This window comes from Parafrankia sp. EAN1pec (assembly GCF_000018005.1).
In the GTDB taxonomy this organism is placed as follows: Bacteria; Actinomycetota; Actinomycetes; order Frankiales; family Frankiaceae; genus Parafrankia; species Parafrankia soli.
Genome location: NC_009921.1, coordinates 5559209 through 5582811 on the forward strand (window position 1 = coordinate 5559209; position 23603 = coordinate 5582811).

Consider the following 23603-nt stretch of genomic DNA (forward strand, 5'->3'; position numbering starts at 1 on the left):
AACAGCACGATGTTAGCTTGTCTACCCACGACGCTAGTGCGTGCTAGTGGCCTGGGGCAACCATCTTCGCGACCTCGACCACTTCCGCACGGCAGGTGCCATTCGCCCGAATCCACGACGAACCAAGACTGCGCGGCCAGGGAGAGCTCGGTTGATCCGTTCATCCTTCAATGACGGCTGGTCCTTCCGCCGGAAGACCGACGCGTTTCTGGAGATCCTCGGCCGGGCCGACGCCCCCTGGCAGGACGTCCGGCTGCCCCACGACGCGATGGTGGGGCTCGAACGCGACAGGGCCGATACCGAAGCGGGTCAGCGCGGCTACTACCCAAGCGGGGAATACCAGTACAGAAAGACGTTCTTCGCGCCGGAGGAATACCGGAACCGGCGAGTAACCCTTGAGTTCGAGGGTGTCTACCGGAATGCCCGGGTGTTCATCAACGGCGATTTCGCGGCGCAGCGCGCCTACGGCTACTCCAATTTCTACGTCCACACGGACCATCTACTGAAGTACGGCAGCAACAACGAGATCGTCGTGGAGGCGCGCAGTGGCAACGACACCCGCTGGTACTCGGGTGGCGGCGTCTACCGCAACACGAAACTGATCGTCGGCGATCTGGTTCACCTCGCACTGGACGGGGTGAGGATCACCACTCCGGCCGTGGACGACGACGGCACGGTCGTCGCCGGGGACACCGCTCCGGTCACCACGTTCATCGGCGACACACTCACCCTGCGCCAGCGGCTGCCCGTGCCACGACCGGAGCTGTGGGGGGTGGAGCGACCCTATCTCTACCTCTGCCGGACCAGCGTCACGGCGGACGGTGAGCTACTGGACCAGGAGACCACGCGCTTCGGCATCCGTACGCTCACCGTTGATCCGCTGCGGGGCCTGCGCATCAACGGCGAGACGGTGAACCTGCGCGGCGCCTGCATCCACCACGACAACGGGGTGATCGGCGCCGCGACCATCGACCGCGCCGAACAGCGCAGGGTCGAGATCCTCAAACAGGCCGGTTTCAACGCCATCCGCAGCGCCCACCATCCGATGAGCAAGGCGCTCCTCGACACCTGCGACCAGCTCGGCGTTCTCGTGATCGACGAGCTGTTCGACGCGTGGACCCGCTCCAAGGTGAGCCAGGACTACGCCCTCGACTTCGCCACCTGGTGGGAGTCCGACGTGCGGGCGATGGTCGACAAGGACTTCAACCATCCCAGTGTCATCCTCTACTCGATCGGGAACGAGATCCCGGAGACGGGCACCGCCGCCGGCGCGGCGATCAGCCGCCGGCTCGCCGAGACGATCCGCTCGATCGACAGCACCAGGTTCGTCACGAACGGCGTCAACGGACTCCTCGCCGGCGGCCCCGACCTGCTCGCCTCCTTCGCCGGCGAATCCCGGAAGAAGGACAGCGAGAGCCTCGACGTCAACGGCTTCATGACGCGGTTCCGTGAGTTCATGCCAATCCTCATGAGCTCCGAGGTCGTCGGTTCGAAGACCGCCGAGTCGATAGCCTGCCTCGATGTCGCCGGCTACAACTACCTCGAATCACGGTACGGGCAGGACGGGGCGCAGTTCCCCAACCGGGTGATCGTCGGAACCGAGACCTATCCCACCGACATCGACACGAACTGGCGGCTCGAGATCGGTTTCGTCTACCCCGACCTCGAGGTCGTCAAGCAGTACGTCGACATCGACCACGGCGACTACCAGGCCACCTTCCAACCGGCCATCCTGGCCGGCGCCGCCGCTCTCGGGCTCGTCGTCGACTTCACCGAGCCGGCCAACGCCGCGTGCATCGCCACCCTTGAGGCCGCGCTGCCAGCACTCACCGGCAAGCTGGTCGACCCGGCGACCGTGCCCTCAGGCCAGCCCACCCCCGGAACATCCGAAAGCGCCGCCTGCCGCTACCTGACCCTGTTCCAGGCGATCGCCGAGAAGGCCGGCAAGGACCTCACCTACCAGTCCTTCCAGCAGGCCGCGTTCTCTCTCGGTTCCTTCCAGGTCCCCACCCTGCGGGACAAGGCCACCTACAGCCGCGAGACACCCCACGGCGCCGTCCCCCCGCGCCTGTTCACGTTCGATCCCGCGAAGAAGAACTTCTTCCCCGCCGGGAGCTGACCGCCGTCTCCGTCCCACGACCGCGCCTGGCCCAGGAGGCTGATACGACCATGAGCACATTCCCCGAAGGCTTCCTCTGGGGTGCGTCGACCGCGGCGCACCAGGTGGAGGGCGGCAACGTCAACTCCGACATGTGGCACAGCGAATGGGCGGAGAACTCGACGTTCGCCGAGCCGTCGGGAGACGCCTGCGACCACTACCACCGGTACCCCGAGGACATCGCGACCCTGGCCGGCCTCGGCCTGAACGCCTACCGGTTCGGGGTCGAGTGGGCACGGATCGAACCGGAGGAGGGCTATTTCTCCCGGGCCGCCCTCGACCACTACCGCCGGATGGTCGGCAGCTGCCTCGAGCACGGCGTCACCCCGGTCGTGACCTACAGCCACTTCTCGACACCGCGGTGGTTCGCCGACGCGGGAGGATGGGGCGACCCGGCGGCGGCGGACCGGTTCGCCCGGTACGCGGGCCGGGTGACCGAGCACATCGGTGACCTCGTGCCCTGGGTGTGCACGTTCAACGAGCCGAACGTCATCTCCCTGATGGTGCATCTCGGTGTCATCCCGGCCGCGTCCCGCGACGAGGCCCTCGGCCTGCCGACCGGCGACGAACGCCAGGATCCCGGCGGCGGGGCAGGGGCGGGCGGGGCACGGTCGGGCGCGGCGTGGGCCGCCCCGAGCGTCGAGGTGATGGCGACCGCGCACCGCAAGGCCGTGGAGGCCATCAAGTCCGGCCCGGGGAACCCCGCCGTCGGCTGGACGCTGGCCCTCATCGACCTCCAGCCCGCCGACGGCGGTGAGCAACGCTGGCAGGCGGTACGCCAGGCGGCCCTGCTCGACTGGCTCGACGTCTCCCGCGACGACGACTTCGTCGGCGTCCAGACCTACACCCGGGAACGCGTCGGACCCGACGGTGTCCTGCCCGTTCCCACCGGAGCCCCCACCACGCAGACCGGCTGGGAGATCTACCCGCAGGCGCTGGGCCACACCGTCCGCCTCGCCGCCGAACACGCCGGTGTGCCGATCCTGGTCACCGAGAACGGCATGGCCACCGACGACGACGACGCCCGGATCGCCTACACCACCGCCGCCCTCGACGGACTGGCCGGTGCCATCGCCGACGGTGTCGACGTCCGCGGGTACCTGCACTGGACGCTGCTCGACAACTTCGAGTGGACGTCCGGCTACCAGATGACCTTCGGGCTCGTCGCCGTCGACCGCACCACCTTCGCCCGCACCGTCAAACCCTCCGCCCGCTGGCTCGGCAAGGTCGCCCGCGCCGGCGGACTCACCTGAATCGAGGACGTCTCATGTCGTTACGCTGGGCGATCGCGGGCACCGGCTCCATCGCGAACGGTTTCGCGCAGGCTCTCGGCCGGCTGCCCGACGCCGGGCTGGTGGCCGTCGGCTCGCGGCACCAGCGGACGGCCGACGAGTTCGGCGAGAAGTTCGGGGTGCCACGCCAACGCAGGTACGGGTCGTACGAGGAGCTCGCCGCCGACGACGGCGTCGACGTCGTCTACGTGGCCTCCCCGCACTCGCACCACCACCGCCACACGCTGCTGTTCCTGAACGCCGGGCGGGGTGTGCTGTGCGAGAAGCCGTTCGCCCTCGACGCGGACCAGGCCGCCGACATGGTGGCCACCGCCCGCGCACGCGGGCAGTTCCTGATGGAGGCGATGTGGAGCCGCTTCCTGCCCGCCTACGTCCGGATCCGGGAGCTGGTCGCCGACGGCACGATCGGCACCGTCCTCGCCGTCGACGGCGACTTCGGCTTCCGGCTCCCGATGGACCCCTCCCACCGGCTGTTCGACCCCGCCCAGGGCGGCGGCGCCCTGCTCGATCTGGGCGTCTACCCCCTGTCGCTGGCCAGCATGCTGCTCGGCGAACCGGACCGGGTCGCCGCGTTCGCCCAGCTCGGCGAGACCGGCGTCGACGAGCACACCGCCGTCATGACGGGCTACGGCACGGGCGCGGTGGCACTCGCCAAGGCATCGCTGCGAGCGGGCCTCGCCTGCACCGGCCGCATCACCGGCACCACCGGCAGCATCGAGCTGCCCGCGATGATGCACTGCCCGGACGACCTGGTCGTGCGCGGCCCGTTCGGCACCGAGCACCTGAGCCTGCCCGCCGCGCTCGACCGCGCCGCCCTCGCCGGAACCGGCCCCGGCGACGGGGCTGGTGGTGACAGGGCCGGTGGGGGGCTGCACCACCAGGCCCGCCACGTCCACGACCGGCTGCGTGCCGGGCAGCTGGAAAGCGACGTCATGCCGCTCGCGGAAACCGTGTCGGTCATGCGCACCCTCGACGCCGCCCGGGCCCAGATCGGCCTGCGTTACCCGACCAGGGAAGAAGGAAGCCAGCGGTGAACCGCAGCCCCCTGAGCCCCGGCAAGGTCCCGGACCTGGTGTCCCGGCTGACGCTGGAGCAGAAGATCGCCCAGCTGACGGGGTTCGCGGTCACCGATCTCATCGTCCGCGGCGAGGGACCGGGCCCGGCCAGTCCGGACATCGACGTGAGCCGGGTGCCGTCACTGCGGCCGCACGGGGCGGGCCACCTGTCCCTGTCCTGGTTCCTCGGCCACGACGCGGCGAGCCTGCGGTCCGCGCTCGACAGGATCCAGTCGGCGGTGCGTGAGGTCGCCCCCTTCGGCATCGGGGCCCTCGCGCACAACGAGGCCGTCAACGGCTTCCTGCACGTCTCGGGTTCGCAGTTCCCGACCGCCTGGGCGCAGGCGGCGACCTGGGACCCCGCGCTGGTGACCCGCGCGGCGGCCGTGAGCGCCGCCCACATGCGCCAGACCGGCATCCACCTCGCGTTCTCCCCGGTCATGGACCTGGCGCGGGACCCACGGTGGGGCCGGGTGCACGAGACGTACGGTGAGGACCCCGAGCTCGCCGCCCAGTTCTCGGTCGCGTTCGTCCGGGGCATCCAGGGTTCCGAGGACGACTCCGGCCTGCTCGCGACCGGGAAGCACTTCGCCGGGTACGGCGCCTCCGAAGGCGGCCTCAACCAGGCGGTCACCCAGCTGGGACGCCGCGCCCTGGTCGACGAGTACGCCGAGCCCTTCCGCCGGGCCATCGCCGAGGCCGGCCTGGTCGCCGTCATGAACTCGTACAACGAGCTCGACGGCGTGCCCTGCGCCGCCGACCGCTGGCTGCTCACCGACCTGCTCCGCGGCCAGCTCGGCTTCGACGGCATCGTGGTCAGCGACTACAGCGCCGTGGACATGCTGCGGACGATCTACCACACCGCATCCTCGGCAGGGCAGGCCGCCGTCCAGGCGATCAGCGCCGGCCTGGACGTCGAGCTCCCCAGCGACGTGAACTTCTCCCACCTGGCCGACGAGGTCACCGGTGGCCGTCTCGACGAACACGTCCTCGACACGGCGGTCGCCCGGGTCCTCACCGTCAAGGCCCGCGTCGGGCTCATCCCGGGGATGGCGGCGCCACGCGCCGCGTCCGCCGCGGCGCCCCCGGACCGGGCCGAGGCGGCCGAGGTGCGCCGCGCCGTCGCCGCCCGCGGCCTGGTCCTGCTCGCCAACGACGGCACCCTGCCCCTGGCGCCCCGGAGTGGACGCATCGTCGTCGTGGGCCCGGCCGCCGACGAGCTGCGGATCCACTTCGGCGCCTACACCTCCGTCTCCAACGCCGAGATGCCGCTGGGGATGATGGCGGTGATGACGGGGCAGGTGCCCGGAGTCGATCCGGCCACCTTCGTGTTCACCGACATCTTCCAGCCCCGGATGCCCGGGTTCGACGAGCGGTTCGAGGCAGAGGCCCGGCGGATCCACCCCGACGCGCCCACCGTGCTCGACGCGCTGCGGGGCTTCGATCCGACCGTCGGGTTCGTTCCGCTCGGCCGGTTCGAGGCCGGCCCCGGGCCCGCGCTGGACCAGGCGACGGTGACGGCGGCCGTCACCGACGCCGACCTCGTCATCGCCGTCGTCGGCGAGCGGACCGGATGGGTCGGGAACAACACCGCCGGCGAAGGCCAGTCCACCGCGTCCCCCGACCTGCCCGGCGACCAGGACGAGCTCGTCGCTCTGCTCGCCGCGACCGGCAGGCCCCTGGTGACCGTGATGGTCTCCGGACGTCCCCTCCTCCTCGACAGCGTGGCTCGGGCCTCGCGCGCGGTCCTTCTCGCGCCACTGCTGGGAGAAGAAGCCGGCCCGGCGATCGCCGGGGCCGTCTTCGGGACGATCAACCCGAGCGGGAAGCTCCCAAGCACCTTCCCCCGGCACCTGGGCCAGGTCCCGATCTATCACGGGCACCACTTCGGCAGCGGCTACGACCACCCCACCGGCACCCGGCACGGCTACAACGACCTCGACGACGACGCCCCGCTCTACGCCTTCGGGCACGGCCTGTCCTACAGCACCTTCGACATCGCCCTCGACGAGTCGGCCGAACCGGCGGTCGAGGAGATCGACGGGCTGCTGCGGGCGCGGCTCATCGTGTCGAACACCGGCACCGTCGACGGCGAGACCGTCGTACAGCTCTACGCACGGGACGAAGCCGCGACGATCGTCCGCCCCGTCCGCCAGCTCCTCGGATTCACCCGCCTGGCCCTGGCCGCGGGAGAGACCCGGCGCGTTCTCCTCGAAGCCCCGACCGAACGGCTGTTCTACACCATGGCCGACGGCACCCGTGGCCTCGAGGCCGGCGACGTCACCGTGCTGGCCGCGCTCAGCAGTGACGACGTCCGCTGCTCGCGGACCGTCCCGCTGTCCGCCCGCCGCGCCTGACGGCGCACGCCGGATCCCCTTCCCGTATCCCGACCAAGGTCGCCCTGGTGACCTCGGGGCAGTCGACCTTCAGCTCCGACATCGTGGCGACCTACTCACAGCACCTGCAGGCGGCGGGGCTCACCGCCGTCGCGGTGATTCCCTACTCCGCCCCCAGCGACAGCCCCGACCGGACAGCCCGCCAGATCGCCGAGTCCGGTGCCGACAGCCTGCTCGGCATCACCGCGGCGAACGACTTCGCCGACATCGTCCAGGCGACGCGCCGCAACGGCCTGCGTTTGGCCGTCAGCGTCGCGCTCTCCGGCTACGACCGCAACCTGCTGGCCACCTCCGGCCCGGCCCTCGCCGGCGTCTCGCTCCCGGTGTTCTTCCGCCCTTCGAAGCCGGCGGGCCCGCGGTCGAGCGCTACCGCGCCGCGATGACCCGCTACGCGCCGGAGACCGTGAACCCGGAACAGCAGTTCGCGATGTTCACCTACATCTCGGCCGACATGTTCCTGCGCGGACTCGACCTGGCCGGCCCCTGCCCCACCCGCGAGGGGTTCGTCAAAGCCCTGCGCGCCGTCCCCGACTACGACGCCGGTGGCCTCATCGCACCCGTCGACCTGCGGGACAACGCCGGCAAGCCGATCGCCTGCCACGCCTTTGTCCAGGTCGGCCCCACGGGCGCCACGTTCGACGTCACCCAGGAGGAGCTCTGCGCCGACGGCGCCACCGGCTGACCCGGCTCACGCTCATGGCCCGGAAGTCCGAGGCACGCCGTTCCGCACGCTGATCGTCTCGTCCTGGATGGTGTCTGGGATCTCCAGCTCCTTCCGGCCCGCTCGCGGAGTGCGGCGAGCGGTGGCGCGACGCCTACCGGACCGTCCAGCGCGCCGGATCGGCGATCACCGCCGCCAGCTCAGCGAAGGCCGCGCCGGTGGCGCCGGGGGCGGAGCCGGGCTCGGCCGCGACGATCGTCGGCGCGACCCAGCGGGCCGACAGCACGCGGGCCCGCAGCGCCGGGTCCAGGTCCGGGCGCAGCAGGCCGGCGATCTGGCCCAGATAGCCCCCGAGGACAACGGTGGGAACGTCGAACATGTTGATGACGCTGGCCATCGCGATGCTGAGGGCCCATGCCGCCACACCGACGGCCTGGCACGCGTCCTGATCGCCGGCCGCCACCCGCTCGAACAGGCGGTCGGGCGGCGCGGTCGCGCCCAGCCCGACGGCGGCGAGCAGCGTGTGCCGCCCGGCGTAACGCTCCAGGCAGCCGGTCGACCCGCACGGGCAGCTCGGGCCGTTGGGGTCGACGCAGACGTGCCCGATCTCGCCGGCCCAGCCGTGCGGGCCGGTGATGACCTGACCGCCCCGGACCACGGCGCCGCCGATGCCGATCCCGCCCGACAGGTAGATGAAATCCGGCAGCGGGCCGGACCGTCCCGGCGCGCTCTCGGCGACCGCCCGCGCGGCCAGGTCAGCTTCGTTGCCGATCGTCAACGGCAGGCCGGCGAGCGTCCCCACGCCCAGCACGTCGACCAACCGGAGGTCCGACCAGCCGAGGGTCGGTGCCCGCAGCAGCAGCCCCTCCCCCACGGCGACGATGCCGGGCAGGGCGAGCCGGGCTCCGACGAGGCGGGATCCGGTGGGCAGCCGGGACAGGACGTCGCCGCTCGCGGCGTCGAGGCGACGCAGCACCACCTCCGGCGGGCTCGCGGTGAGATCCCCGCTCTCGACCCACTCGGCGAGCACCTGGCCGCGCAGGTTGATCACTCTGGCCGCCAGGAATCCGGCGTCGATCTGGAGCCCCAGCGCCGCGATCCGCGAGCCCGGGGCCAGCGGCGTCCCTGGCCGGCCGCGGCGGGGCGCGGGCCGGTCCAGCTCGTCCGGGCCCAGCTCGTCCACGACACCGCCGGCGACGAGCTCGTCGACGAGGCGCGACGCGGTGGCCCGGGTCATCGAGGTCGCTCCGGCGACGTCCGCCCGCGAAAGGTACGCCGGCGCCGCGGCGGCGACGGTGCGGGCGACCAGGGCGAGGTTGCTCTCACGCAGGGTCGCCTGCCGGGCCCCGCTCGTCGGTCGCGGTCCGGACAGCTCCAAGGGCACACGTTGACGCTACCGCGACCCAGGATTATGTTTTATCGAAATACTAAAGACGCGGATCGGAGCAGCGATGCCACGACAGCCCACTCCCGAGGACAAGTTCTCCTTCGGCCTGTGGACGGTCGGCTGGACCGGCACCGACCCGTTCGGCCTGCCGACCCGGACGGCCCTCGACCCGTGGGAGTACGCCGACCGGCTGGCCGAGATAGGCGCCTGGGGCATCACCCTGCACGACAACGACGTCTTCCCCTTCGACGCCGATGACGCCGCCGCCGCGCGGGCGTCCCGCCGGCTCAAGGAGGCCACCGACGCCTCCGGCCTGGTCATCGAGATGGTGACCACGAACACCTTCACCCATCCCGTCTTCAAGGACGGCGGCCTGACCTCGAACGACCGCGGCGTGCGCCGGTTCGGCCTGCGCAAGGTGCTGCGCGCGGTGGATCTCGCGGCGCAGCTCGGCGCGACCACGTTCGTGATGTGGGGCGGCCGGGAGGGCAGCGAGTACGACGGGTCGAAGGACGTCTTCGCCGCGCTGGAGCGCTACCGGGAGGGCCTGGACACCGTCGCCGGCTACATCAAAAGCCAGGGCTACGACCTGCGGATCGCGCTCGAACCCAAGCCGAACGAGCCGCGCGGCGACATCCTCCTGCCCACCGTCGGGCATGCGCTGGCGCTGATCGCCGAGCTGGAGAACGGCGACATCGTCGGGGTCAACCCGGAGACCGGGCACGAGCAGATGGCCAACCTCAACTACACCCACGCGCTCGGCCAGGCACTGTGGAGCGGGAAGCTGTTCCACATCGACCTCAACGGGCAGCGGGGCCTGAAGTACGACCAGGACCTGGTCTTCGGGCACGGCGATCTCGTCTCGGCGTTCTTCACCGTCGACCTGCTCGAGAACGGCTTCCCGGGCTACCCGGACGGCCCCCGGTACACCGGTCCCCGCCACTTCGACTACAAGCCGTCGCGGACGGAGGGCATGGCCGGGGTCTGGGAGTCGGCGCGGGCGTGCATGTCGACCTACCTGCTGCTCGCCGAGAAGGTGGCGGCGTTCCGCGCCGATCCCCTCGTCCAGGAGGCGATGGCCTACGCCGGCGTGTTCGAGCTGGCCAAGCCCACCCTCGCCCCCGGCGAGACCGCGGCCGATCTCCTGGCCTCGGACGACGGCTTCGACCCGGCCAAGGCGGCCGAGCGGGACTTCGGTTTCGTGCGGCTCCAGCAACTGGCGATCGAGCATCTCGTCGGCTCGCCCGCCCCGGGCTCGGCAGCCGCCCGTTCCGCCGGCTGAGCCGGCCCGCCGTCATGGCGCTCGTCGCGGGGATCGACTCGTCCACCCAGTCGTGCAAGGTGGTCATCCGGGACGCCGACTCCGGCGCTCTCGTCCGCCAGGGGACGGCGCCCCATCCCCCCGGGACGGAGATCGATCCCGAGCACTGGTGGACGGCCCTGCTCACCGCGGTCGAACGGGCCGGCGGCCTCGGCGATGTCGCAGCCGTCTCGGTCGCCGCCCAGCAGCACGGGATGATCGCGCTGGACCGCGACGGGCGGGTCATCCGGCCCGCGCTGCTGTGGAACGACACCCGGTCCGCCCAGGCGGCGGACGACCTCGTCGCCGAGCTCGGCGACGGCGAGGCCGTGCAGGGAGCCAAGCAGGGCGCTGAACTGGGCGCTGAGCACGGCGGCGGGCGGCGAGCCGAGCGGTGGGCGGCCGCGGTCGGCCTGGTCCCGGTCGCCTCGTTCACCGTCACCAAGCTGCGCTGGCTCGCCGACCACGAGCCCGACGCCGCGGCCCGGATCGCCGCGGTCGCGCTGCCCCACGACTGGCTCACCTGGCGCCTGTCCGGCGCCCGGTCGTTGCACACCCTGCGGACCGACCGCTCCGACGCCTCCGGCACCGGCTACTTCGACGCCGCCAGCGGCACCTACCGGCGGGACCTGCTGGCCCTGGCGCTGCGCCGCGAGCCCGGCGACGCCGAACGGATCGTGCTCCCGACCGTCGCCGGCCCCGAGGAGATCGCGGGACGGGGCGACACCTCCGCCGGCTGGGGCCACCTGCTGCTGGGGCCGGGATGCGGCGACAACGCCGGGGCGGCGCTCGGGTTGGGCCTGCGGCCGGGCGAGGCTCTGATGTCCCTGGGGACCTCCGGTGTCGTCGCCGCGGTCGCCACCGCCGCCACCCGGGACGCCACCGGCGCGGTCGCCGGCTTCGCCGACGCGACCGGCCACCACCTGCCGCTCGCCTGCACCCTGAACGCCAGCCGTGTCCTCGACGCGACGGGAACCCTGCTCGGCGTCGGCCACGACGAGCTCAGCCGGCTCGCCCTCAGTGCCCGGCCGGGCGCCGCGGGCCTGGTGTTCGTGCCCTACCTCGAGGGCGAGCGCACCCCGAACCTGCCCACCGCCACCGGTTCCCTGCACGGCCTCACGCCGGCGTCGATGACGCCGGCCAACCTCGCCCGCGCCGCCGTGGAGGGCGTGCTCTGCCTTCTGGCGGGCTGCCTCGACGCCCTGCGCGCCCAGGGCGTGCGCATCGACCGGGTGTCCCTCGTCGGCGGCGGCGCCCGGTCCCGCGCCGTCCAGGAGATCGCGCCCGCGATCCTCGGGGTGCCCGTCGCCGTGCCCGCGCCCGGCGAGTACGTCGCCGACGGCGCCGGACGGCAGGCCTCGGCGGTCCTGGCCCGCTCGGACGGCGCCGCACCGCCGTCCTGGCACCGCCCCGACGCCGTCACCCGCACGGCCGAACCGCTCCCCTCCGTCCTCGACCGGTACCGGGAGGTGGCGGCTACCGTCGCCGCCACGATCAAGAGCCAGCGTGGGTAGCCGGCGCGGGTAGCCTGCGTCCAGTTCGCCACTTGCGCGCACTAGTAACTATGCCTTAGGCTTCTACACGTTCCGCGGTGGGTGCACAGGCCAGGGTTCAGTCCCGCAGACATGCCGATTGTCGAGCCGTGTCACCGAGCCGCGCCGATCAGTGGTGGACGCGGATTCCGGGTTGCCGCCGGCCGTTTCCCGACGACGTTGATTCTCGACCATCCTGGAAGTGTCCCGGCTTCTCCGTGGCACGAATCGGCCCGAACACAGGATCAGCAGGATGCTCGCCGGCGGCACAATCCGACGGGAGAATCGTCATGCCCATCGCTCTGGATCGCCGGACACGTCGCGATGCCGATCTGCGCCACGTCGACATGGAGGGCTTTCTCGCGCGGGAGTTCCCGGGACTCGTCGCGCGCCACGGCCCTCTCGTCGCGCGGGGGATCGCCTTCTTACAGGCACCGCCGCTCTCCATCGAGGTCGGTGCGTCCTGCTGGTCGTTCGTGAGCGACGGCACCACCCTGACCGCGTCCCGCGGCACCGTCGAGGGCGCGCTCGTCGTGACGCTCAGCGAGGCCGAGTGCTCCGACTGGGCGCAGAACCAGCGATCTTTCAACGCGCTGCTGATCGCGCGCGAGCTGCGCTACCGCGACGGGTCCGAGGTGGACGTCTCCGCGTGGGACTCGCTCTGGCTGACGCTGCTGGAGGGCTGGCCGGTCGTGGACGACACGATCGAGTTCGTCGATCGTCACGGAGCCCCGGTCGGCCTCGGGCGCGTCTTCACCCCGGCCGACGATCCGAGGGACGTCGCGCATTTCCTGCGCGAGGCCGGCTACCTCCACCTGCGCGGCTGGCTGGATCCGGCGGACATGACCGAGGTCTCCTCCGATATCGACCGGGCGCTCCCCGACTACCGCGAGGGTGACGGCCGTTCCTGGTGGGCGACCGTCGAGGACGGCAGCCGCCGCTGTGTGCGGCTGCAGGAGTTCATCGCCCGCTCCCCCGCGACCTCGGCGATCCTGCGCGGCGAACGCTGGGACCGGCTACGCGGTGTGCTGGCCGGCGGCGACCCGCTCGAACGTCCCGCGCTGGACGGCCGTGGTCCGGAAGCGCTCGTCAAGCCGGTCGGCGTCACGGTCGGCGCGTCCGACGTGAGCTTCCACCGCGACTGCCACTTCGGCCGCCACGCCTACAACTGCTCGAACCTGGTCGTCGGGATCGCGGTCACCGGCAGCGGCGAGACCAACGGCCAACTCCGCGTCATCGCCGGATCCCACCGCGTGCTGATGCCGGTGGAGATCGCCAAGTCGCGACCGTACCTGCCTGTCGTCGCCGTGCCGACCGAGCCGGGCGACGTCACGGTGCACCTGACCTGCACCCTGCACGAGTCGACTCCGCCCCTCGTCGAGGAGAGGCGCGTCCTCTACACCGGGTTCTCCCTCGCTCCGCGCACGGACGACGTTAACGGCGACACCACCAGCGACAGCGGCGGCCACGCCCTGGCGGCGCTGCGCGAGCGGATCTCCCAGATCCTCCTCGACGAGGCGACCCGAACGTGATGTCAGGCGACGGACATCCCCATGACGGGTAGGCCCGCGCAGAACCGCGGGTCTGCGGGGGGCAGAGCGCACGCCCTGCGCACGCTGCTCGGCCACGCCGGCGACGGCCGACGGCTGCTCGTCGGCGGCTACGCGCTCATCCTCGTCGACGCGGTCGCGCAGAGTCTCACGCCCGCGGTGTTCCGGGTCGTGCTGGACCGCATCCAGCAGGACCCGCACCGGTTCCTGCACGACGGCTGGCAGGGGCCCGTGGTCGCCGCGGTCGCCGTCTCCGCGACGTTCCTCGTGGCGGCCTACTTCGCCCACACCTGGTGCCGTCGGGGTGCGACGCGATGGGCGAACAACCTGCGACGGGCCCTGTACGAGCACGTCCAACGACTGTCGATGGACTTCTTCCACCGGTCGCGGGTCGGCGATGTCGCCGCCGCGATCAACCAGGACATCGAACGCCTCGAGGTGACGGTCTGGCAGGGCCTGTCGGTGTGGTGGGCGCTGGCGGTCCTGCTCATCTCGGTGGGCCTCGTCGCCTGGGTCGACGCCTGGATGGCCCTGATCTCGCTCGCCCTGCTCGCGGTGGCCGTCGGGTGGACGCTGCTGGTGCTCCCACGGCTTCGCCGCCACAGCCGCGACATCCGCGACGAGCTCGGCCGCACCTCCGGAACCCTCGCCGAGATGCTCGGCGTGAACACCCTTCTCAAGGCGTTCAACGCGGAGGACGATGCCCTGCGCCAGGTCCGGGGCGGTACCGACCGGGTGCGGGCCGGGTCCGAGGCCCTGGCGCGGCTCCAGCACCGCTACGCCGACCCGCTCGGCTTCCACCTCTCGTTCGTCGCCCCGTTCCTGCTCCTGTTCGTCGGCGCGTGGCGGGCCGCGTCGGGGACGCTGTCCATCGGCGACGTCGTCGCCGTCTGGGGCTTCTGGCTGCGCGGGTCGAGCTCGCTCACCGTCGTCATGACCAGCCTCCCCGAGGTGCTGGCCGGCCTGGCCGCGAGCGAACGCGCCGCGAAGCTGTTCGAGGAGCGACCCGCGGTGAGTGATCTCCCGCGGGCCCCGGCGCTGGTTGTCGCCCGCGGCGGCATCGTCTTCGAGCGGGTCTCGTTCGCCTACCCCGGACGGCGGTCGCACCTGGTGCTCGACGGCTTCGACCTGACGATCGCCCCGGGGCGCAGCGTCGCGCTCGTCGGCTCCTCCGGCGCCGGCAAGTCCACCGTCGCGCAGCTGCTGCTCCGGCTGTTCGACCCGGCCGCGGGCCGGGTGACGATCGACGGCCAGGACCTCCGTGCGGTCACGCAGGCCTCGGTGCGTGCGGCGGTGGGGGTGGTCTTCCAGGAGTCGGTACTGATCAGCGGCTCACTGGCACGCAATCTGCGGCTCGCCCAGCCGACCGCCACCGACCAGGACATCGAGGCGGCGCTGCGGGCGGCGAACGCGTGGGAGTTCGTCCGCGCCTGGGAGGAGGGCATTCACACGGAGCTCGGCGAACGCGGCGCCATGCTCTCCGGGGGGCAGCGCCAGCGCCTCGCCATCGCCCGGGTGATGCTGAAGGATCCCCCCATCGTCGTGCTCGACGAGGCGACCAGCGCGCTCGACGCCGGCAGCGAACGGCTCGTGCTCGACGCCCTGGACCGGCTCCTGTCCGGGCGGACGTCCCTGATCATCGCCCACCGGATCGCCACCGTCCGCCACTGCGACCAGATCGTCGTGATGGAGCGCGGCCGGGTCGCTGACGCCGGCACGCACTCCTCACTGCTCCAGTCCTCGGCGACGTACCGCTCGTACTGCCGCGAGCAGTCGGTGGCCTGAGTCCCGGCGACGACGATTCCTAGGTTCGCGTCCCAAGCACGGCGACCAGGTCGGCCTCCAGAGCCGGGGCCTGCGCCGGGAAGTACCCCAGCAGGGCGCGCAGGCTCGGCAGGGATGGTTCCGTCCCGCTGTCGGCGTCCGCGAACTGGGGCAGGTGCCGGCGAAGGACGGACTGGAGCTCGGCCCACAGCGCCGAATCTCGAAAGACCTGCCTGAGTGGGGTGTCGAGGCTGTAATCGGGCCGGTCCGGCGTCGGGACGTCGTACTCCCAGCGGTGGCTGCCCGGCCCGACGGGGACGCTCAGCCTGTCGGGGTGGCCCGGCAGGACGACGTCGGCGGCCGTGCCCGGCGGGACGTCGACCTCGACGGTGATCCGGCTGTCGGGCTGCCGGCGCCAGGCGACACGGACCCTCCCGTGCGGGGTGTCGTGGGTGAGCGTGGCGTGGGTGAGGCCGCCGCCGGGCCGCGGCGCGATCCGCATCCGCCGGTAGCCGGGCTCGACGGGTTCGAGGCCGCCGACGACGCGGTGCAGCCAGTCCGCGATGGCGCCCAGGGCGTAGTGGTTGAGCGAGGTCATGCCGGTGTCGTGCAGTGATCCGTCGGGCCGGATCGCGTCCCACCGCTCCCAGATCGTCGTCGCGCCCCGCGTCACCGGGTAGAGGAACGACGGGCACTCGGTCTGCAGCAACAACCGGTAGGCGGTGTCGAGCTGGTCGGTGCGGCTCAGCGCGTGTGCGACCAGCGGCGTGCCGGCGAAGCCCGTGCTGATCCTGTGGTCGGCCTTGCTGACCAGGTCGGCGAGCCGGCGCCCGGCGCGCGCCTGCTGGGCCGGGTCGAGGATGTCGAAGCAGATGGCCAGGGCGTAGGCGGTCGCCGTGTCGTTCGCGACCAGGCCGGACGGGGTGACCCACTCGTCGCGGAAGGCGGCGCGGACACGCTGGTGCAGGGCCGTGTACCGGGCGGCGTCGCCGGTGTGGCCCAGGACCTCGGCGGCCTGCGCCAGCTGGCGGGTCGTGTGGCAGAAGAAGGCGCTGGCGACCAGGTAGGCGTCCGTCCTGCCGCCGGCCGGGTTCTTCGGCGGCGCGTCCGGATCGAGCCAGTCACCGAACTGGAAACCGGAGTTCCACAGCCCCCGCTCGTCCAGCAGGCCCTCCACGCTGTCGATGAAGGCCGTCATGGACTCGTACTGGTCGGCGAGCAGCTCCCGGTCGCCGTACTCCTGGTAGAGCGTCCAGGGCAGGCTGACCGCGACGTCTCCCCACAGCGCGGTGGGCGCCGTGATCGGCATGCCCCCCACGTCCGGGACGACCAGCGGCACGTGCCCCTGCGCGCGCTGCTCGACGGCGAGGTCGGTGAGCCACGAGCCCAGCACGCCGCGCACGTCGTAGAGGAAGGCGGCGGTGGGGCCGAAGGCGTTGATGTCGCCGGTCCAGCCGAGCCGCTCGTCGCGCTGCGGGCAGTCGGTGGGCACGCCGACGAAGTTGCCGCGCATCGACCAGACGACGTTGCGATGCAGCTGGTTGAGCAGTTCGTCGGACGTCTCGAACCACCCGGTCCGGCGCATGTCGCTGTGCACCACCACCGCGGTCATCGCGTCGGCGTCGAGGCTGCCGGGCCACCCCTCCATCTCGACGTAACGGAAACCGTGAAAGGTGAACCGAGGCTCCCACGTCTCCGGATCACCGCCCCGCAGGACGTAGCAGTCGGTCGCCAGCGCCGTCCGGTTGGGCCGGAAGTCCGCCTCGCCGTCGATCAACGTCTCGGTGTGCCGCAGGACGATCGTGGTGCCGGCCTCCCCGCGGACGGTCAGGCGGACCCAGCCCGACAGGTTCTGCCCGAAGTCGACGACCGTCCGGCCCGCCGGCGTCGTCAGGATGTCGACGGCGGGCAGCTCCTGCACCCGTCGGATCGGCGGCGCGCTCGGCGCGATCAGCGTGGTCAGATCGCGTGCGACGACCTCCACTGGCGACCAGTGCTCGTCGTCGAAGCCGGGCTCTGCCCAGCCCGCCGGCTCCAGGCGCGCGTCATGGGTCTCGCCGTCGTAGATGCTGTCCGTCAGGGTCGCCCCGGTGCCCGCCCGCCAGTCGGCACCGCTTCTGATCACGTCCACCCGGTCGCCGTAGTCGAGGTCGAGCTGCAGGAAGCCGGCCGGGTGGTCCGCCCAGACGGCCCGCTTGTCCTTCTCCCAGGTGAGCCTGCCCACCGCCCAGCCCTCACCGAGGACGGCGCCGAGGGCGTTGGCGCCCTCCACCAGCAGGCCGGTGACGTCGTGACTGCTCACGACCAGGCGATGCCGGTAGGACGTCCAGCCCGGGGCGAGGACCTCGTCGCCCACCGGGGCCCCGTTCAGGTGAGCCTCGATCAGGCCCACCGCGGTGACGTGCAGGGTGGCGGAGCGCAGGCCATTGCCCACGGTGAACTCGCGGCGCAGGTACGGCGCCGGGGCGGGACCGCGCCCGGCCGGATCGGACGGGGCGGCGATGAACGCGGCGTTCCAGCGAGGGGGCATGGGACCTCGATCTCGGGCGGCGACAGCGCGACCGGCGGTGGGCCGGGCGCGGTCAGGCGGTCAGGCGGGTGGGTGGGGCGGTGCGGCCGGGCCGACCGGCTCGGCGGGAAGGTCGAGGTGGTCGCGGCCGAGGTCCGCGACGCCGGCCGCGCCCAGGAGGGCCAGGGTGCGGTGGATGTCGGCGGCGAACCAGGCGAGCAGCCGGTCGACCCCGCGTTCCCCGGCGGCTCCGAGCGCGTAGAGGTAGGCGCGGCCGGCCATGGCGGCCGTCGCGCCGGCCGCGACCGCCTTGACGATGTCGCTGCCGCGCCGGACGCCGCCGTCGCAGATGATCTCGGTGCGACCGCCGACCGCGTCGGCGACCGGGGCCACGAGCGGCAGCGTGGCCGGCGCCCCGTCCAGCTGCCGGCCGCCGTGGTTCGACAGCACGATCGCGTCGACGCCGGCCTCGGCGGCGAGCTTCGCGTCCGCGACGGTCTGGATGCCCTTGACGACCACGCGGCCGGCCCAGACCGAGCGCAGCCAGGTCAGGTCCGCCCAGGACAGGCCGGGGTCGAACTGCGTGTTGATGTAGTCGGACAGCGTCACCGGTGACGCGCCGTCGCCCACGTCGCGGCCCGCGACGTTGCTGAACCGGATCGGTTCGCTGCGGACGAACTGCCAGGTCCAGCCGGGATGCAGCAGGCCGTCGAGGATCGTGCCCGGACCGATCGTGGGCGGCAGGGAGAAGCCGCGGCGGACGTCGCGCTCGCGGCGGCCGAAGACGGCGGTGTCGACGGTGAGCACGATCGCCTCGTACCGGGCCGCGGCGGCCCGGTCGATCATCTCCTTGACCAGGCCGCGGTCACGCCACGCGTAGACCTGGAACCACAGCCGCCCGTCGCTGACCGCGCGGACCTCCTCGATCGAACGGGTGCTCAACGTCGACAGCGTGTAGGGCAGGCCGGCGCGGGCGGCGGCGCGGGCCACGGCCAGCTCCCCCTGGGGATCGGCGATGCGGGTGAATCCGGTGGGCGCGAGCACGAGCGGGTACGCCGCCGGCGCACCGAGGATCTCCGTGCCGACCGAGACCTCGGGCAGGCCGCGCAGCACCCGCGGGCGGAAGGTCGTGGCGGCGTAGGCCCGCTCGTTCGCGGCGAGGGTGCGTTCGTCCTCCGCGGCGCCGTCGATGTAGTCGAAGACCCCACCGGGCAGCCGCCGGCGGGCCAGCCGCCGCAGATCGTGCACCGAGGCCGCCCGGGCCAGCCGCCGCTCGGTCCGGTTGGTCTCGACCGGGCCGAACCGCATGACGGAACGCAGTGTCGCCAGGGGCCTCATGACGGCTCGTACCTCCGGAGGGTCGATGCACGCGCGAGCTGCGCGCGCAGGTCTTCCAGGGTGGCCGGCGCGGCGCCGTGGGCCCGAGCCTGGACGAGGACGTTGCCGAGCGCGGTCGCCTCGACCGGCCCGGCGACGACCGGCACCCCCGCCGCGGTCGCGGTGAGTCGGCACAGTAGCTCGCCGCGGGAGCCGCCACCGACGAGATGGATGACCTCGACCTGCCGCCCGGTCAGGTCCGCGGCCCGCCGCAGGGTCTGCGCGTAGGCGAGGGCGAGGGAGTCGACGACGCAGCGCGCGAGCGCGGCCGGCGTCCGGGGCACCCGGCCGTCGCCGTCGCCGTCACGCACGGCCGCCGCGATCCGGGCCGGCATGTTTCCCGGCGCGATGAGTGCGGGGTCGTCGACGTCGATCACCGGGCCGCCGGGTGGCAGCGCCGCGGCGGCGGCGAGGAGGTCATCGAGGTCGGGGTTGTTCCACTCCCGCAGACATTCCTGCAGCAGCCACAGCCCGCCGACGTTGCGCAGGAACCGTACCCGGCCGTCGACGCCGATCTCGTTGGTGAAGTTCGCCGCGCGGGCGTCCGGGGTGAGTACCGGCGCCGGCAGCTCCAGGCCCACCAGCGACCAGGTGCCGCACGAGACGTAGCCGAAGCTGTCGGTCGTCGCGGGGACCCCGACGACGGCGGAGGCGGTGTCGTGCGAGCCCACCGTCGTCACCGGGACCGGCGGGCCGAGCGCGTGCGTGACGCCGCGGACGGTACCCGGCGCCTCGAGGTCCGGCAGGAGCCGGCGCGGGATGTCGAGCCGCCGCAGCAGCTCCTCGGACCACTGGCGCGTCCGGACGTCGAGCAGGCCGGTCGTCGAGGCGTTCGTGAGCTCGGTGCGCAGTCGCCCGGTCAGCCGGTAGGCCAGCAGGTCGGGCACCAGGACGACGTGCGCGGCCCGGTCCCACAGGGAGCCGCGCCGCTGCGCGGCAAGCTGGTACAGCGTCGTGAACGGCAGGAACTGCAGCCCGTTGACGGCGAACAGCTCCTCCGGTCTCACCGTGGCGTGCACGTCGTCGACGAACTCCGCGGCGTGGCCGTCCCGGTAGGCGACGGGCGGCGCGAGGAGCTCACCGGCGCCGTCGAGCAGGCCGAAGTCGACCGCCCAGGTGTCGATGCCGATCGACTCCAGTGCGGGCCACTCCCGGGCCAATCTGCGCAGCCCGCGGAGCATCTCGCCGTGCAGGTGGTCGAAGTCCCAGCGCAGCGATCCCGCGGTCTCGACGAGCGGGTTGGCGAACCGGTGCACCGGCCGCAGGGACACTGACACACCCTCGACCAGCCCGGCCATCACCCGCCCGCCGGACGCCCCGATGTCGACGGCGGCGAACACCCTGGCGGTCATGGGCAGCCCGACGTCATCGTCGGCGCGGACGCCACAGTCAGCACAGCGTCGCCGTCAGCGCAGGAAGGCGGCCGCGACGCCGGCGTCGACGGGGACGAGCAGGCCGGTCGTGTGGCTGAGCTCGGTCGAGCACACGGCCGCGACCGCGTTGGCCACGTGCTCGGGCAGCACCTCCCGGCCGAGCAGCGTCCGCCGGGCGTAGAAGGCGCCGAGCTCCTCCTCGGGGATGCCGTAGACCGCCGCACGCTGGGCTCCCCACCCGCCGGCGAAGATGCCGCTACCACGCACGACGCCATCCGGGTTGACGCCGTTGACCCGGATCCCGTGCTCGCCGAGCTCGGCCGCCAGCAGCCTGACCTGGTGCGCCTGGTCGGCCTTCGCGGCGCCGTAGGCGACGTTGTTCGGCCCGGCGAACAGCGCGTTCTTGGAGACGATGTAGACGATGTCACCGCCGAGCCGTTGGTCGATCATGGCTCGCGCCGCGGCCCGCGCGACGAGGAAGCTTCCCTTCGCCATGACGTCGTGCTGCAGGTCCCAGTCCCGCTCGGTGGTCTCCAGCAGCGGTTTGGAGATGGACAGGCCCGCGTTGTTGACGACGAGGTCGATCCCGCCGAAGGCGAGCAGTGCCGCCGCGACGGCGGCCGCGACCTCGGCCTCCTTCGTCACGTCGGCGCCGACGCCGACCGCGACGTCGGCGCCGCCGAGCTCGCCCGCCGCCGACACGGCGCTGGTCGCGTCGAGGTCGGCGACGACCACACAGGCGCCGTCGGCGGCGAGCCGGGACGCGGTGGCCCGGCCGATGCCGCTGGCCGCGCCGGTGACCAGCGCGACCCGGCCCGCGTGCCGCTTGGGCGGCGGTAGGCGGCGCAGCTTCGCCTCCTCCAACGCCCAGTACTCGATCCGGAACTTCTCGCGCTCCGGGATCGGCGCGTAGGACGAGACCGCCTCGGCACCGCGCATCACGTTGATCGCGTTGACGTAGAACTCGCCGGCCACCCGTGCCGTCTGTTTGTCCCGGCCGTAGGAGAACATGCCCACGCCCGGCACGAGGATGATCGCCGGGTCCGCGCCGCGCATCGGCGGCGAGTCGGCGGTGGCATGCCGCTCGTAGTACGCGCGGTAGTCGGCGCGGTAGGCCTCGTGCAGCTCCGCGAGCCGCCGGACGCACTCCTCGGGTGACGCCGCGGCCGGCAGGTCGAGCACCAGCGGGCGGACCTTCGTCCGCAGGAAGTGGTCGGGGCAGGACGTCCCGAGCCGGGCCAGGGCGAACAGCTTCTCGCTGGCCAGGAACTCCAGGACGGCGTCGCTGTCGGTGAAGTGGCCGACCATGCGGTGGTCGCGGGACGCGACCGCACGCAGGTGGGGCGCGAGCACGGCGGCCCTGGCCCGCCGTTGCCCGGCTGGCAGCGCGCGCCGGCCGTCGGCCACGGCGCCGAAGGGCCGCGGCCGCCCGTGCCGCTCGAGGTGGAGCCGCGCCTGCTCGATGATCCAGGTGGAGTTGCGCTCGGACTCCTCGCTCGTGTCGCCCCACGCGGTGATGCCGTGCCCGCCGAGGATGCAGCCGACGGCGCCGGGGTTGTCCCGCCGCACGGCCGCGATGTCGAGGCCGAGCTGGAAGCCCGGCCGCCGCCACGGCACCCACGCGACCTTCGTGCCGAAGACGTCCTTCGTGAGCTGTTCGCCGTCGGCGGCGGTCGCGAGGGCGATGCCGCTGTCCGGGTGCAGGTGGTCGACGTGCGAGGCGTCGACGAGCCCGTGCATGGCGGTGTCGATCGAGGGCGCGGCACCGCCCCGGCCGTGCAGGCAGAAGTCGAAGGCGGCGACCATCTCGTCCTCGCGGCCCTCGCCGGGGTAGACGTCCACGAGCGCGCGCAGCCGGTCCAGCCGGAGGACGGCGAGGCCGGGCTCGGTCAGCGTGCCGAGGTCGCCGCCCGACCCCTTGACCCACAGCAGCTCGACGTCGCGGCCCGTGACGGGATCGATCTCGACGCCCTTGGCGGAGGTGTTGCCGCCCGCGTAGTTGGTGTTGCGCGGGTCGGCGCCGAGCCGGTTCGACCGGGCGAGGAGCTCGGCGACGGTCTGGTTCCCGCTCACGCGCCCCACCCGGCCTGGGTGCCACCGACCCGCTCGGCCGCGACGCGCTCGGCGTAACCGCTGGACTGGAAGGCCGCCAGGGGGTCGGCGGGCAGCCCGCGCGACTCACGCCAGGCGGCGAGGTCTGCGCGCACGTCGGTGTAGAAGGCGTCCATGAGGACCGCGTTCGCGGCCAGCACGTCCCCGGCGCGCTCAGCCTCGGCGAGCGCCGCCCGGTCGACGAGCAGCGCGCGGGCCGTCATCTCCTGCACGTTGAGCACGGACCGGATCTGGCCCGGGATCTTCGCCTCGATGTTGTGGCACTGGTCGAGCATGAAGGTCACCTCGCTGCCCTCGTCGTAGCCACCGCCCCGGACGACCTCGGTCATGATCCGGAACAGCTGGAAGGGGTCAGCGGCGCCGACGATCAGGTCGTCGTCGGCGTAGAAGCGGGAGTTGAAGTCGAACGCCCCCAGCCGCCCCAGCCGGAGCAGCTGCATCACGATGAACTCGATGTTGGTGTGCGGGGCGTGGTGGCCGGTGTCCAGACACACCACGGCACGTTCCCCGAGCGCGAGGCAGTGGACGTAGGCCGTGCCCCAGTCGGGGACGTCGGTGGCGTAGAAGGCCGGCTCGAACAGCTTGTACTCGAGCACGAGCCGCTGGTGCGCCGCCAGCCGGGCGTAGATCTGGCCCAGGGCGTCGGCGAGCCGCTCCTGCCGGTCGCGCAGGTCGGCCTGGCCGGGGTAGTTCAGCCCGTCGGGCAGCCAGATCTTCAGGTCGCGGCTGCCCGTCGCGTCCATGATGTCGACGCAGTCGAGGGCGTGCCTGACCGCCTTCGCCCGGACGCGCTCGTCGACGTGACAGAGGCTGCCGAGCAGGTAGTCGTCGTCCTGGAACGTGTTCGTGTTGATCGTCCCGAGCCGGACGCCGTTGGCCCGCGCGTGTTCGCCCAGCTTGTCGAAGTCGTCGACGACGTCCCAGGGGATGTGCAGCGCGACCGACGGCGCGAGCCCGGTCAACCGGTGCACCTGCGCCGCGTCGGCGACCTTCTCGAACGGATCACGCGGGATGCCACGCTGCGTGAACACCTTGAAGCGCGTCCCGGAGTTCCCGAACGCCCACGAGGGCAGCTCGATCTCCTGCCGAGCGAGGTCCTCTGTCGTCTGGCTGAATGCCCGCATCGTCGCCAGCCCT

Annotated in this window: 14 protein-coding genes and 1 pseudogene; 9 read left to right on the forward strand and 6 right to left on the reverse strand. The window is 72.5% G+C overall.

The window, feature by feature from the left end:
* Nucleotides 1-151 precede the first annotated feature (151 nt).
* From FRANEAN1_RS22695 to FRANEAN1_RS39470, 5 genes and pseudogenes are all read left to right on the forward strand, one after another.
* Nucleotides 152-2119 (forward strand): glycoside hydrolase family 2, encoded by a 1968-nt coding sequence (locus FRANEAN1_RS22695; RefSeq protein WP_020462149.1) that lies wholly within the window; start codon nt 152-154, stop codon nt 2117-2119.
* Between the two features lie 50 nt (nt 2120-2169).
* Entirely contained in the window at nt 2170-3411 is a 1242-nt protein-coding gene (locus FRANEAN1_RS22700) for a glycoside hydrolase family 1 protein (protein WP_020462150.1), read from the forward strand.
* 14 nt (nt 3412-3425) lie between these two features.
* Nucleotides 3426-4484 carry a Gfo/Idh/MocA family oxidoreductase gene (locus tag FRANEAN1_RS22705; RefSeq protein ID WP_020462151.1) on the forward strand — a complete coding sequence of 353 codons (1059 nt, stop codon included), beginning with the start codon at nt 3426-3428 and terminating at the stop codon, nt 4482-4484.
* Complete coding sequence (locus FRANEAN1_RS22710) at nt 4481-6862, forward strand: glycoside hydrolase family 3 N-terminal domain-containing protein (protein WP_020462152.1); 2382 nt, start codon at nt 4481-4483, stop codon at nt 6860-6862. The genes FRANEAN1_RS22705 and FRANEAN1_RS22710 overlap by 4 nt, the downstream gene beginning before the upstream one ends.
* Before the next feature lie 83 nt (nt 6863-6945).
* Nucleotides 6946-7583 (forward strand): annotated as a pseudogene (locus FRANEAN1_RS39470) (ABC transporter substrate-binding protein).
* A gap of 133 nt (nt 7584-7716) precedes the next feature.
* On the opposite strand, the gene FRANEAN1_RS22720 reads toward FRANEAN1_RS39470, so the two are convergent.
* The gene (locus FRANEAN1_RS22720; protein WP_020462153.1) at nt 7717-8946 is read right to left on the reverse strand and encodes an ROK family protein; all 1230 of its coding nucleotides are present in this window, start codon (nt 8944-8946) and stop codon (nt 7717-7719) included.
* Between the two features lie 67 nt (nt 8947-9013).
* Between FRANEAN1_RS22720 and xylA the strand changes: the two genes are divergently transcribed.
* The 4 genes from xylA to FRANEAN1_RS22740 all read left to right on the forward strand — a co-directional run bounded on the left by xylA (nt 9014) and on the right by FRANEAN1_RS22740 (nt 15116).
* Entirely contained in the window at nt 9014-10231 is a 1218-nt protein-coding gene (gene xylA, locus FRANEAN1_RS22725) for a xylose isomerase (RefSeq protein WP_020462154.1), read from the forward strand.
* Nucleotides 10232-10245: 14 nt separating this feature from the next.
* A complete protein-coding gene (locus FRANEAN1_RS22730; protein WP_020462155.1) occupies nt 10246-11763 on the forward strand; it encodes an FGGY family carbohydrate kinase in 1518 nt (505 codons plus the stop codon).
* 308 nt (nt 11764-12071) lie between these two features.
* Nucleotides 12072-13313, forward strand: a complete 1242-nt coding sequence (locus FRANEAN1_RS22735) for a phytanoyl-CoA dioxygenase family protein (RefSeq protein WP_020462156.1) — start codon at nt 12072-12074, stop codon at nt 13311-13313.
* Between the two features lie 21 nt (nt 13314-13334).
* Nucleotides 13335-15116: an ABC transporter ATP-binding protein gene (locus tag FRANEAN1_RS22740; protein ID WP_020462157.1), complete on the forward strand. Its 1782-nt coding sequence runs from the start codon at nt 13335-13337 to the stop codon at nt 15114-15116.
* Nucleotides 15117-15135: 19 nt separating this feature from the next.
* Here FRANEAN1_RS22740 and FRANEAN1_RS22745 read toward each other — a convergent pair whose 3' ends face one another.
* From FRANEAN1_RS22745 to rhaI, 5 genes are read right to left on the reverse strand one after another with little or no spacing between them, the layout of a single operon-like run.
* Complete coding sequence (locus tag FRANEAN1_RS22745; RefSeq protein WP_020462158.1) at nt 15136-17625, reverse strand: glycoside hydrolase family 78 protein; 2490 nt, start codon at nt 17623-17625, stop codon at nt 15136-15138.
* A gap of 60 nt (nt 17626-17685) precedes the next feature.
* A complete protein-coding gene (locus FRANEAN1_RS22750; RefSeq protein ID WP_020462159.1) occupies nt 17686-18942 on the reverse strand; it encodes an alpha-hydroxy acid oxidase in 1257 nt (418 codons plus the stop codon).
* Nucleotides 18939-20333, reverse strand: a complete 1395-nt coding sequence (locus tag FRANEAN1_RS22755; RefSeq protein WP_020462160.1) for a rhamnulokinase family protein — start codon at nt 20331-20333, stop codon at nt 18939-18941. Before FRANEAN1_RS22755 ends, FRANEAN1_RS22750 begins: the two co-directional genes overlap by 4 nt.
* A 54-nt stretch (nt 20334-20387) precedes the next feature.
* Nucleotides 20388-22427 carry a bifunctional rhamnulose-1-phosphate aldolase/short-chain dehydrogenase gene (locus FRANEAN1_RS22760; RefSeq protein WP_020462161.1) on the reverse strand — a complete coding sequence of 680 codons (2040 nt, stop codon included), beginning with the start codon at nt 22425-22427 and terminating at the stop codon, nt 20388-20390.
* Nucleotides 22424-23590 (reverse strand): L-rhamnose isomerase, encoded by a 1167-nt coding sequence (gene rhaI / locus FRANEAN1_RS22765; protein WP_020462162.1) that lies wholly within the window; start codon nt 23588-23590, stop codon nt 22424-22426. The genes FRANEAN1_RS22760 and rhaI overlap by 4 nt, the downstream gene beginning before the upstream one ends.
* Between the last annotated feature and the right edge of the window lie 13 nt (nt 23591-23603).

Bases quoted from the DNA above. Each gene is read 5' to 3' on its own strand.
- FRANEAN1_RS22735 (WP_020462156.1), top strand. From the start codon at position 12,072: ATGCCCATCGCTCTGGATCGCCGGACACGTCGCGATGCCGATCTGCGC.
- FRANEAN1_RS22745 (WP_020462158.1), bottom strand. From the start codon at position 17,625: ATGCCCCCTCGCTGGAACGCCGCGTTCATCGCCGCCCCGTCCGATCCG.
- FRANEAN1_RS22755 (WP_020462160.1), bottom strand. From the start codon at position 20,333: ATGACCGCCAGGGTGTTCGCCGCCGTCGACATCGGGGCGTCCGGCGGG.
- FRANEAN1_RS22700 (WP_020462150.1), top strand. From the start codon at position 2,170: ATGAGCACATTCCCCGAAGGCTTCCTCTGGGGTGCGTCGACCGCGGCG.
- xylA (WP_020462154.1), top strand. From the start codon at position 9,014: ATGCCACGACAGCCCACTCCCGAGGACAAGTTCTCCTTCGGCCTGTGG.
- FRANEAN1_RS22730 (WP_020462155.1), top strand. From the start codon at position 10,246: ATGGCGCTCGTCGCGGGGATCGACTCGTCCACCCAGTCGTGCAAGGTG.
- rhaI (WP_020462162.1), bottom strand. From the start codon at position 23,590: ATGCGGGCATTCAGCCAGACGACAGAGGACCTCGCTCGGCAGGAGATC.
- FRANEAN1_RS22705 (WP_020462151.1), top strand. From the start codon at position 3,426: ATGTCGTTACGCTGGGCGATCGCGGGCACCGGCTCCATCGCGAACGGT.
- FRANEAN1_RS22750 (WP_020462159.1), bottom strand. From the start codon at position 18,942: ATGAGGCCCCTGGCGACACTGCGTTCCGTCATGCGGTTCGGCCCGGTC.
- FRANEAN1_RS22740 (WP_020462157.1), top strand. From the start codon at position 13,335: ATGACGGGTAGGCCCGCGCAGAACCGCGGGTCTGCGGGGGGCAGAGCG.